Annotated in this window: 11 protein-coding genes; 3 read left to right on the top strand and 8 right to left on the bottom strand. The window is 55.8% G+C overall.

Annotated elements, in window-relative coordinates; all coding sequences use genetic code 11:
* Positions 1-78: 78 nt before the first annotated feature.
* Positions 79-1,899, bottom strand: coding sequence for a vWA domain-containing protein (locus tag MKY12_RS03080; protein WP_339312879.1), 1,821 nt, complete (start codon positions 1,897-1,899; stop codon positions 79-81).
* Between the two features lie 244 nt (positions 1,900-2,143).
* On the opposite strand from MKY12_RS03080, the gene MKY12_RS03075 reads away from it, so the two are divergent.
* Genes MKY12_RS03075 through MKY12_RS03065 form a run of 3 tightly spaced genes read left to right on the top strand, consistent with a single transcriptional unit; the run spans position 2,144 to position 5,071 of the window.
* The gene (locus tag MKY12_RS03075; protein ID WP_339312877.1) at positions 2,144-2,296 is read left to right on the top strand and encodes a hypothetical protein; all 153 of its coding nucleotides are present in this window, start codon (positions 2,144-2,146) and stop codon (positions 2,294-2,296) included.
* Complete coding sequence (locus MKY12_RS03070) at positions 2,289-3,212, top strand: hypothetical protein (protein ID WP_339312876.1); 924 nt, start codon at positions 2,289-2,291, stop codon at positions 3,210-3,212. Before MKY12_RS03075 ends, MKY12_RS03070 begins: the two co-directional genes overlap by 8 nt.
* A gap of 56 nt (positions 3,213-3,268) precedes the next feature.
* Positions 3,269-5,071 carry a hypothetical protein gene (locus MKY12_RS03065; RefSeq protein WP_339312874.1) on the top strand — a complete coding sequence of 601 codons (1,803 nt, stop codon included), beginning with the start codon at positions 3,269-3,271 and terminating at the stop codon, positions 5,069-5,071.
* A gap of 481 nt (positions 5,072-5,552) precedes the next feature.
* On the opposite strand, the gene MKY12_RS03060 is transcribed toward MKY12_RS03065, so the two are convergent.
* From MKY12_RS03060 to MKY12_RS03030, 7 genes are all read right to left on the bottom strand, one after another.
* Positions 5,553-5,888 carry a hypothetical protein gene (locus tag MKY12_RS03060; protein WP_339312872.1) on the bottom strand — a complete coding sequence of 112 codons (336 nt, stop codon included), beginning with the start codon at positions 5,886-5,888 and terminating at the stop codon, positions 5,553-5,555.
* Between the two features lie 80 nt (positions 5,889-5,968).
* On the bottom strand, positions 5,969-7,369 hold the full coding sequence (locus tag MKY12_RS03055; protein WP_339312870.1) for an MFS transporter: 1,401 nt from the start codon (positions 7,367-7,369) through the stop codon (positions 5,969-5,971).
* An 8-nt stretch (positions 7,370-7,377) separates the two neighbouring features.
* Entirely contained in the window at positions 7,378-8,016 is a 639-nt protein-coding gene (locus tag MKY12_RS03050; RefSeq protein ID WP_339312869.1) for a cysteine hydrolase, read from the bottom strand.
* A 42-nt stretch (positions 8,017-8,058) separates the two neighbouring features.
* A complete protein-coding gene (locus MKY12_RS03045) occupies positions 8,059-9,108 on the bottom strand; it encodes an ABC transporter substrate-binding protein (RefSeq protein WP_339312868.1) in 1,050 nt (349 codons plus the stop codon).
* A gap of 41 nt (positions 9,109-9,149) precedes the next feature.
* The gene (locus MKY12_RS03040) at positions 9,150-10,037 is read right to left on the bottom strand and encodes an ABC transporter permease (RefSeq protein WP_339312866.1); all 888 of its coding nucleotides are present in this window, start codon (positions 10,035-10,037) and stop codon (positions 9,150-9,152) included.
* Between the two features lie 31 nt (positions 10,038-10,068).
* Positions 10,069-10,854 carry an ABC transporter ATP-binding protein gene (locus MKY12_RS03035; RefSeq protein ID WP_036731326.1) on the bottom strand — a complete coding sequence of 262 codons (786 nt, stop codon included), beginning with the start codon at positions 10,852-10,854 and terminating at the stop codon, positions 10,069-10,071.
* 118 nt (positions 10,855-10,972) lie between these two features.
* A complete protein-coding gene (locus tag MKY12_RS03030; RefSeq protein WP_200869600.1) occupies positions 10,973-11,347 on the bottom strand; it encodes a Na-translocating system protein MpsC family protein in 375 nt (124 codons plus the stop codon).
* Positions 11,348-11,368: the final 21 nt, after the last annotated feature.

Here is an 11,368-nt window from a genome sequence, read left to right as displayed (position 1 = left end):
CCCCCAAAAGTTGTGATAGCCTACACATCCCGAATCACTTCGCATGATCGCTTCGGGAGCATACACTTAGCCTGCTTATCAGATCAAATATTCCAATAGAATCGTCTTATCTACCGTCTGCAGAGAGACCGTTACCCGGTCCCCGCTCTTCATCTCCAGGCCCCGCGAGGGATCAGCAGCACGCCCCGAGCGTTCCACCGAGATCCCTTCGCCTCCGCGCAGCAGAAGCCGGTCATGGGTTCCCGGGGTGAAGACCAGCTTTTCGCTCTCCTTAAGTTCAGGAGCAAGCTGCAGGAGCTGGTGAAGAGTGAACTTGCCGCGGAAGGCGGCGAGCTTCTTGTACTGCGGATAGGTTTTCTCTCCGGTGTTGCCGTCCACCACTTCCACCACCAGTTGTCCGACGAACCCCCGGTTCGCCTTACTGCGCAGCAGCCAGAATGCGGCTGCAGCAGCCAGCAGCAGCACAATGCCGCCGATGATATAGTACAGCGTGTTTGAGGTCTTCTCCTCAGCAGGCTCTTCGCCCGCAGGAGTGCCTGCTGACGGCGGGGTGGTCGCCACCGTTCCGGTCTTGGCATTGATGGTCAGCACATCGCTCTCCCGATAGAAGCTGCTCTCTTCGGCCCGGACCTTCAGCTCGTATTCATGATTATCCTTGATTTCAAAAGCACCCTTGAACTCGGCACCCGAGTTATCCAGCGGAATCTCCTGCACCTGGCCGGTGTCCTTATCTGTAGCCAGCAATACGGCCTTCATATCCTGGTACAGGCTGCTCTCAGTTACCTCTGTTCCATTGCTGAACAGATGCGAGGAGATATCCACCGTGTCGCCTTTGCCGTAAGACTTGGAGGGCAGGGCATCCAGCTTCAGCTCCAGATCGTAGTTGAATACCAGATTGATGTCGATCTTATCCTTCGGCACTCCCTTGACCTGGAGCTTCCAGTCTCCCTCCTCCGGCGACAGCAGCTTGATCAGCGTATAGCTGGAAGACTTGGATAACAGCACTTTATCGGAGGGAATCGCTACTTCCTTCCCCGCAGGATTACTGAGCTTCGCGGTCACCGGCTTCGAGGACATGATTGAGATATTCGCTTCGAGCACGCTGCCGTTCGGCACGTTCACCGTTACGTCCTGATAATCGCCGTTTGCCGTAATGGACGGCACCGGCACGACCTTTAGCTTCAAATGGCTGGCAAAAATCTCGCTGAGAATCTGCGGCAGATCATCCGCGGAATTCGTAGTGAACGCCTTGCCGCCTGTCTCGCTGGACAGTCCGGCCAGAATATTCTTGTTCAGCTTGCCGTCCGCATTCAGCCCTATGGTATATACGGGATACCCCTTCTGCTTGGCAGCCTCTACTGCCGCCTTCAGCTCCTTGTCGGAATCGGACTGCTTCCGGCCGCTGGCTTCATTCAGGTCATTGTTGCCGTCCGCCAGCATGACGATCATCGGCTCATGGCCGGGATCGCTGCCATTCTCCAGCACCTTCACCGCCTCTTCCATCCCGACCGCCAGGTCTGTGTAGGGTCCGCGGCTAAGCCCGTCGATGAAATTCTTCAGATCCTCCTTGTCGCCGGCGGATTTGATGCCAAGCAGCGCCTTCTCGCGCTGCACCTTATCGGTGTAGGCCACAATGCCTACCTTATCGCCTTGGGTGGACAGCATATCTATGAACATCTTCATCGCTTCATTGGCAATCTTGTTCTTATCGCTCTTGTTCATCGAGTTGCTGACATCGATCAGCAGCACAGCGTCAATATGTGAGGGTGCGGCCGAAGCCGCGCTGGCTCTCGAAGCAGCATATGGAGATACAGTGATACATAGAATCATGAGCAACACAGGCAATATGCGCTGCAGTCTATTCTTGGCCTTACTGAAATTACGTTCGTTACGAAGCATAAATAGGGCTCCTCTTGTGTGAAATTAGGCGGATATGGCAGATCCGTAACGCATAGCTAAATTCTGTCAATAGCATGCCATTATGATATAATTAAACCTTGTAAACTTCAACATAGTGACCGCTGGACCGGCACTTCCGCTAGTGGCAATCGCCATCCTGAGCCGGATAGACTATTCTAAGTATACGCCGTAATCCTGAATATTTGATTAAAAGACCGTAACCAGAGCAGAAAGGAAGAGTTCCATGATTACATACGCCATACTCGGGATAACGTTTCTCTATGCTGTGATTCAGATCATTCTATATGCTTCCCGCCAGCGGAAGCCGCTCACCCGTGAGGATATCGACGAGCGCCTGCTGGCTGCATTGAACGGAGGGGATACGGCCCGTGGGTAAAAAGAAACCCGTCATCTTCCGTCCCTTCAAAGCCCCCCGTTACGCCTTCGAGAAGCTGCGCATCTGCCGCCGCTGTCACCGTTACACCGCGCTGGGCGAGGAACGCTGCACCCGCTGCGGCCGCGCCTCGCTGACTCCGGTGGAGAAGTATGCAGTGTCCCAGGCCGGGCGCAAGGTCCAGACCCGGCTGCTCGTTATCCTCCTGCTGACCCTGGCCGGAATCTATTTCGGACAGAATCTGCAGCAGATGGTGCTGTGCGGCGCAGGCGGTCTTGTATTAGCCGGACTGGTCTACTATACGCAGCGGAAAGTACGGCAGAACGAAAATTTGTATGCGCTGAACAAACTACTTGGCCTTAATATTTTCAGCATCAAGGAGGATCTGGAGCTGAACCGCCAGGAAGCTGTGACGGTACTGCGTGAGAATGATGTACTCGCTTATGAGAAGCTGCGCGAGATCTCCGTACTGCTGCGCGGAGACCGGATCTCCCGCCAGCGTGTCGCCCTGCTGCACGGGTTCCAGCTGCGCAAGGACATGACGCTGGAGCTGGAGCAGCTGCTGCTGAAGGACTTCGAGCCGCTGCTGGCTGAATATATCGGCGAGATCGCCAGGGTCCGTCCCGAGCTGATCAAAGACCGCACCCTGCGCTATGTCAAGAATTACGAGGTACAGATTCTCGAAATGGATAAGGGGCTGGACATTATGACCGCCGTTGCCAGTGCTGCGGTCCGCATGAAGCGATACGCGCTGCTCTACTCCGGCATGATCGGCCGTTATGTGCAGGAGCTGCCCAAGGACCGGTTCCTGCGCTTATCCAGACTGATTGTCGCGAATCCCTATGAGCCGTGGAACGGCCTGGATGTCAAGGTGGAGGAGATCCGTGAGCTTAAGTACCGCTGGGACCCTGAAGTATAAGGTTAGAAGCCGACTGCCGCTCTAATCCTTATCTATCCATAAAGGGGCTATATTATATGACGATCATACGGGCTATAACCCTGCGGAATATTATGATTATTCTGTGTATTTTGATGCTGCTCCCGCTGGGACAGAAGGCGCTGGGGATTAAGAATAAGCTTCAGGATGTACAAGAAGCTGGAGAATTGTACGCTGCCGGGGAGCTTATTGCTGCCGAGAACAAGTACCGTCTTGCAGCGGCCAATCATTCGATTCTATATAAAGAGAAAGAAATTTCGGCGAAACTGACAGAGCTGGCTCCTATTACGAGCATCCGCACGAGTCTGAGCAGACTGTCCTTAACGCTTGCGGACCAGCTGACTGTGAAGGATTTCGCAGGGATGATGGAGAGCTATGCCTCCCTGCTCAGCCTGAAGAGCAAGTATATGACGCCGGGGGGACCCTATGAAGTCTATTATCGCCAGCTCTCGGCGGATTCAGGTCTGTCTGATAAGATGACTGCGGGGTTCAGGCAGTTCAAGGATGAGTATCTGGCCGGCCTCGCCGCCGGGCCGTCCAAGGGGGAAGATTCGGGGGCAGCCAGCGATAGTACGGACACCCTCAAATGGAGCCTGCTGCAGATTCCGGCAGACTATTACGGAGGGGTGGCGGCCAAAGAGGAGTTATTGGCTGCGAGCTTCAAGGCCCATGATACCGCGAGGCTCAAGGCTCTGGCCGCAGCCGGAAGCTTCGGGCCTATGCTGGAGAGCGCACTATCTATGGAAGAAGCTTATAAGAATCATAGCTATACCGCACCCTGGCTTAGCAAGCAGGTTCAGGAGAGCGCTTCGCTCATCCTGAACAAGGATCTGGACGGTGACCTCACCGCAGCCTTCGCCGGACATGCCGCCCGCTACCGCAGCTATGCGGCATCAGCCGGCATCACCAGCTCCAAGGTGCTGAAGCTGATCGACAGCAGCATCGCCCGGCTGCTCCGCGAGGGCGCGCGCCATGTGCGCGGCGGCCGGTATGCGGATGCCATCAGGCTCTATGCGGAGCTGGCCCCGGTGCAGGACACCTCCGGAGAGACTGCTGCCGCAACGCTTGCCTGGAATACGGCCGAGCCGCTCCGGCTGCTGTCGGGCGGAGAAGTGCCGGGCAGCTACTCCCTTACAGCCTCCGTCACCGACAAGTACGGGGCCAAGGTGGCTGTAGCCGGAGTAGATGCTGGCGGCAAGCTGGTCTACGCCGAGATGAGCGGGGACGGCACGGTCTCCACCCGGACCGGGGAGGTGATCCCGGGTTCGGGGATGCTTAGCGCTCTTTCTTTTGACGAAGCGTTGTCTGCTTACTCCGAAGTACCCGTAGTTGTAGCTAACGGCGGTGAGGCTGACGGACGCAGCATCTTCACAGGCTATACCATCCGGCCGGAAGGAATCTCCCTGCTGTTCAGCTTCACAGGCAGCAGCTATGAGCTGATGGCGGAGGATGGCTCCATCCGCGTAATGAACACGGATCTGGCCGATGGTGCTGCCGGCAGAACCGCTATTTTCCGCCAAGTGAACGGGGCATATGAATTCTCGGAACTCTATCAGGAGTTCACTTACACCCCTATAGATGCTACACAGCTTGAGCTGTTTCCTTATGAGAAGGTGATGCTGTCCTGCGATATTTACTTTGATGCTGCCGGAAGAGCAGTTGCGCGTTCGAATGGACGTGAGCTGCTGCTTCAGGGCGAGGTGCCGCTAATGACCGGATCTGCCGCAGTCAGCGGCCAGTTCGCGAATGAATTTGGAGAGGTGGAGACGGAGCTTGGGGTGCAGACGGTGCCTGTGTTTGTGGTCGATTCGGCCCAGAGCTTAAGCCTGACGCCGCCTTGATGTGCGGAATACAGAGATTACAGGTCACTGAGGGATGGCTGCGGTGTCATCGCCGGGTGTTGCACGTTTCAGTGAAGCATCAAAGAATGGTGTGGTGGAGCGGTGTGTGGGATAATGTGCAGTGTGCGGTGTGCGGAATGATGTCGTTGTGGTGGCGTAATTGTAGCGTGATGGCGGACAACTGGATGCTCCGCGGACTGTGAGGACCCTATTTGGTCAAAAAGACAATTTTTCTGCCCGCCACGGACTGAGAAGGCGTTAAAAGGTGCGGTGACGCTGAAAATGAGGCGATACAGGTTGGTTAAGGACCTCTGAGTCCGGATAGATTACCGGAATAGCGCAAATAGCAAAAATAGCGGCCTTCCAGTCCGCATGGACCGAAAATCCCAAAACGGAACACAAAAACGCAAGAGTCACACGGGATGTATGCCGCCCTGACTCTTGCGTTTTCTTTTGACGCGTGGAGATGCGTGGTTATCGTTCACGAACGGCGGCCCTTAGGGGCCATCAGACGTCCCTTCTTACGGCTGAACAGCCGGAGATACCGCTTCCGGGTAGACAGCACCTCCGCCGATGCGCTCAGCGTCTCCTTCACCTCGCCAAGCACCTCCTGAGTGTCCTTGACCGACTGCTTCATCCGCCCAAGCTCCGACTTCACTCCGTCACTCCGCAGCTTCGCCGCCTCCACCGTCTCCTGCATATTCGCTTTGAACTCATCCACCGGCACCTTCAGTCCATCAACAGATTGCTTCACTCCATCCAGGGACTGCTTCAGCCCATCGATGCTGCTCTTGAATTCCTTCAACGGATTGCCCATGTCGTCCCTCCTAAGCTCTCTTTCTCTATATTACCCAGAATGGAGGGAGCGGGATTCAACTCACCTGAAACTCTACTCTATTACGGTATGTGCAGATGCTCCGCGCTTTTGCGCTTGCTGCTGTGCCGGAAGGAATACAGCGGCCAGACGGAAGACAGACCCACTGCCGCAGCACAGGCTACGAACACCGCCACATAGCTTCCGTTCGGCCTGTCCCCCCCACTGATCATCAGACCGCCGGCCGCCGTTCCGAACATCATTCCGATGTTGCGGGATAACGCCAGTATACTGCTGACCCGGCCAAGCTGCGATTTTGCCGCCAAACCCATAACGATGCTTGTGTTAGGCGAAGTAATCATTCCCATAGCACAGCCTAGCAGCACGACCGGCAGCACCATCGCACCTGTTCCCAAAGCAGGGGAGCCAAGGCCCAGCGCCAGCAGCGTGACACTCATCAGCAGCAGGCCGGCGGCCAGAATGCCGAGCGGCCCTTTGCGGTCCGCGATACTCCCGCTGACAGGGGCAGTTACCACCAGTGCCAACGGATAGCCGATCATAATCATGCCCACCCACGCAGGCTCAGCTCCGGCTAATCGCAGCAGCGAAGGCAACGCCAGCTGTGCGGCAAAAGCGGCCATATACGTGATAACCGTAATCACAATTCCGGCAGCAAAGCTCCGGTCCGTGAACAGGCTGAAGCCGTTCTCCGCAGGCGGGGAGTTGCGCTGAGCGAAACGGGCATATCCTGTATAACCCGCTGCCAGCCCTACCGAGACCGCGAGCAGCAGCAGTACGGGTACAGACAGGAATGAGGAGCGGCTGCCGAGATCGACGGCAATCATCAGCGAAGTAAGACAGACAGCCATCCAGGCTGCTCCGGCCAGATTCATCCGGCCTCCAGCGGTCTCTGTATCCCGGGGAATCAGCCTATGCGCGAGCACACCCACGGCTCCCGCAACAACGGCCAGCAGCCAGAAGTTGCTCTCCCAGGCAAACCACTGGATCAGGAAGCCGCCTAAGGCCGGACCTGCCATCGAACCCGCAGCCACGAAGGTGCTCATCAGCCCCAGCGCCCGGCCCCGCTGCTCCGCCGGGAAGAGCGAGACGATCAAGGCCATGTTGGTTGCCTGATACATGGAGGCTCCCGCTCCCTGCAAGACTCTGAAGCCCAGCAGCATGGCTTCATTCTGGGCGAGCGCGCAGCCCAGCGCCCCTGCTGCGAAGGCGAACAGCCCCAGATTATGCACCTTACAGCGGCCGAATCTGTCCCCCAGCCTCCCCATCACAGGCAGCAGCACTGAAATGACCAGCAGATAGATGCTGACCACCCACTGTGCAGAGGCCACTGGAATCTGGAGATCAGCCGAGATATCAACCAGCGATATATTGAACATCCCTGCGGACAGATTGGACAGGAACGCCCCGAGACAGATGACCACCTTAATCGTCGTGAGGTTTACGGCCCGTTCCGGTGACGGCATCGTGAGGCTCACGACAGCTGCTGCAGCACAGGCTGGTTCCAGATCTTCCAGCCCGCTTCAATCTCTGCGGCTGAAGCAACCACGCCGAAGTATCCCTTCATATTTTCCAGCGTCATGTCATGCGCCGCCCGGGAATAAGAGGCACAGGCGTCCTGAACCATCACAATCTGATAATCCAGCATGAACCCGTCCCTTGCGGTCGACTCCACACAGACATTGGTGCTCACTCCAGTCATAATTAGGGTTTCGATCCGCAGCGAACGCAGCACCGAATCAAGCCGGGTGTTAATAAAAGCGCTGTACCGGTGCTTATTTACAATAATCTCCTCCGGAAGCGGGGATACCTCGTAGAATTCAGCCCCCCAGCTCCCCCGGCGGCAGACACTCAGCGAGCCCCGCCCGGAGCGGGAGGTCCAGACCTGAGAGTCCGTCGCTTTTTCATGATAGGTCTGGATGTAAATGATCGGCACTCCCTGTGTTCTCCCCGCCGTAATCAGCCCGTGGAGCTGCGGCATCATCTCCCGCACAGCGGATACATCATTGCCTCCAGAAGCCAGTGCGCCCTCCTCATGGCAATAATCATTCTGAACATCTACTATAATAAGCGCCGTTTTATCAGGGATAATCAGATCGGCAGTTAACTCCATGTTCGTCACCTCTTTCGATTTTGAAGACCTGTGGTGCTCTGTTTATTTTGCTGCTGTTTTATTCACAAACTGCATATCGACCAGCTCATCATAGGTATACTTGCCTTTGTAGATTCCGGTCTTGATCATTACATCCATATCCTTATCCAGCGCCTCCTGCGAGATCACTCCATCCGGACTCCAGAGCTGGTCGTCATACGCCCGGTCAAGCGCAGCCTGAGCAGCAGCCTCCGAGAGCGTAGGGAATTCCGCCTTCAGGACACGCATCGCCAGTTCTTTATCCTCCTGGATCACCTTCAGCGCCTTGACGACAGCATTCACCGCCTTCTGTACCGTTTCCGGGTCCTTCTCCAGGGTAGACTTCTTCACGCTCAGCACCGAGTAAGCATAGTCACCTAGATCATGGAACTTGTAAAAAGGTTCATCCCACACTCCCTTGCTCATCCCGTCACTGATCTGCGGCTCCGCGCCGTTCGCAATATCCGCGGCCCCCTGCTGGACCATCGCCACCACCGTGGAGCCATCCGCAGGCTCCAGCAGCCGCACATCCTTTTGCGGATCAAGTCCAAGCTCCAGCAGCAGATATTGGGTCAGCAGGTTCGGCGTTCCGCCATGCCGTCCGGCATTCAGCTTCTTGCCCTTCAGGAAGACTGTCAATTCCTCAGCTGAGCTGCCTGCCGGGGCTGTCCCTTTTTTGGCCATCAGATAGACATTCGCCCGGTTCACCACATTGCTGACCGAGACGATCGGGTCTGAGTTGCCGATATTCGCCAACGCATTGGACTCCGGCCCGCCGATGACCGCCCAGGCATCCCCGCTGACCACCGAGGTGACATGCGTGCCGCCCGCAGCCTGAAGCATCTCTACCTCAAGACCCTCCTCGGCAAAATACCCCTCACGCTGCGCCACATACAGAGGCAAATAACCTGTATAATGCAGCGGCTCGGCGATAACCAGCTTCTTCAGCTTCTCCGCACCGTTCCCGGCAGCGGCTGCTTCCACTTCAGCATTGCCTTTGCCGCCGCAGCCGGACAGCAGAATTACAGAGGCCAGCAGGACGGCCGACAGCTTCATTGTAGTAACATTCTTCATTGGCTTCTCTCCTCTATCTTGTTGAAATGATTGCCCGCTTCTTAAGCCTTTTTCATCCCATATCCCTTAGACAACCACTTCTCCAGCAGCACCACTCCCGCATACATGGCCATCGACAGCGCAGACAGAACGACAACCCCTACCCAGACCAGATTAATATCGAGAATAGTACCGGCGTAGATGACCATACGGCCAATGCCATGGCTCGAAGCAATGAATTCTCCGACAATCGCACCGGCCAGCGAGAGGGCAATATTAATCCGCAGACTGCTGATCATCCAGGGCATCGCCCAGGGAATGACTACTTTGGTAAATACCTGATGCCGCTTGGCCCCGAGCGAATACATCAGCTTCTCCATATCCTTGTCCACACTCTGCACGCCGCTATGCGCCGACAAGGCCGCCACAACCACAGTCATGGCAAAAGCTAGCGCCACCTTCGAGAAGAAACCAATGCCCAGCAGAATCACCAGCACCGGGGCAAGCGCCAGCTTCGGCATGGCGTTGAGCAGGATCAGGAACGGTTCACTGATGCCGGCAAATTTGCGGGACCACCAGAAGGACAGACCGAGCAACGAGCCAATCAGCGTTCCGCCGATGAATCCGAGAATCGTCGAGCTTGAGGTATAAGCGATATCCTCCAGCAGCGTCCCCTCTGTCATCTGAGTCCAGGTTGTGCTCATAATCCGCAGCGGGCTGCTCCAGTAGTACGGGTCCATCCAGCCGATCCGGGTGAACAGCTCCCAGCAGAGCACGATCAGCAGCGCCACAGACAGCCGTCCAATCCCGATGATCCGCCGCGTCCGCCGCCTGGCGGCTTCTTCATCAATGATGACGGGCACTTTCTGCATTTTGTCCGGCTTGACTGAATAGACCGGGGCAGCTTCCAGCTTGTGAATGACATAGCCTTTCTTGTGTACACTCTCCATGGTTGTCCTCTCCTTCAACAGTTTATGAGTTCTAAGAGATACGGGTGGCTGGCTCCTGGTCCCCGCTTGACAGCAGATTCAGCAAATGGGCTTTCAGCTCCATGAATGAAGCAGATACCGTATCCTCCTGGTGTCTCGGACGCGGCATATCTACAGAAATCTTGGAGATGATCCGTCCCGGCCGCCCGGAGAAGACATAGATGTCGTCAGACAGATAGATGGCTTCATCAATATCATGGGTGACGAATAACACTGTTTTGCGGAAGTCTTCCCAGAGCTCCAGCAGCCAGTTCTGCATAGTCAGCCGGGTCTGGGCATCCAGTGCGCCAAAGGGCTCGTCCAGCAAAATAATATCGCGCTCATACAGCAGCGTACGGAGCAGCGCTGCCCGCTGGCGCATCCCACCGGACAGCTCTGCCGGGTAATGGCCGTCGAAGCCCTTCAGTCCATAGCGGTCCATCAGGGGCTTGGCCCGGGCTACCGCTTCCTTGCGCGGCACCCCGCGGATCTCCATGCCCAGAATAATGTTGTCCAGTATCGTCCTCCAGGGCAGAAGCATATCCTTTTGCAGCATATACCCGACATATCCGGTTTTCCCTACGATATCCTCTCCGTCTGCAAGCACACGGCCGGTGGAGGGCGGAATCAGGCCCGCGATAATATTGAACAACGTGGACTTGCCGCAGCCGCTGGGGCCGATAATACTGACAAATCTGCCTTGTTCTATGGAGAGATTCGTCTCCTGCATGGCCATAATCTCCTGGCCGTCACGGCGGAACCACTTGCTGACACCGGCAATCTCAATTTTGGTTTTCATAGAATCAGCTCCTTAAGAAAGTAATAGCATAGTTACGATAAACAAAAAGCCGCCAGTTCTGGACACAGCCCCGCAGGGAAATGTCCGAAAACTGACGGCAGGCCGGCTCTCCGAAAGATCAGAGTTCCAACGTAGCGTTCAGATAATGCTCAAGGTCCTTCTCCAAAATTATGATCGTACCGGAATACTCGGTCTCCACATCATAATCTTTAAGAACGGCCTTAATATTGACTTGAAATTCATCCAAAAATGCCTGCTTGATCTCGGCTTTGAATACTTCATGCAGCACCAGATTCATCTGGCGGCTTGCCGCAGGATCATGGGTATCCAGCACCTTAAGTACGGGCACCCGGCTATTAATGGATAAAATAATAATCTTGTTGCCCACGAAGTCGACCTTCTGCTGCTTAACGCCGGCGTTGAACAGCTTCTTGTTGATTTCGTTGTAAATCCGTAGAATATCCTGTTTCCATTGTCCGGCGGAAGCGATCATTAGCGATCACACCTTTGCTGC

It is taken from the genome of Paenibacillus sp. FSL M7-0896 (assembly GCF_037975415.1).
Taxonomy (GTDB): Bacteria; Bacillota; Bacilli; order Paenibacillales; family Paenibacillaceae; genus Paenibacillus_AQ; species Paenibacillus_AQ silagei.
This window is presented reverse-complemented; position numbering and strand designations above follow the sequence as displayed.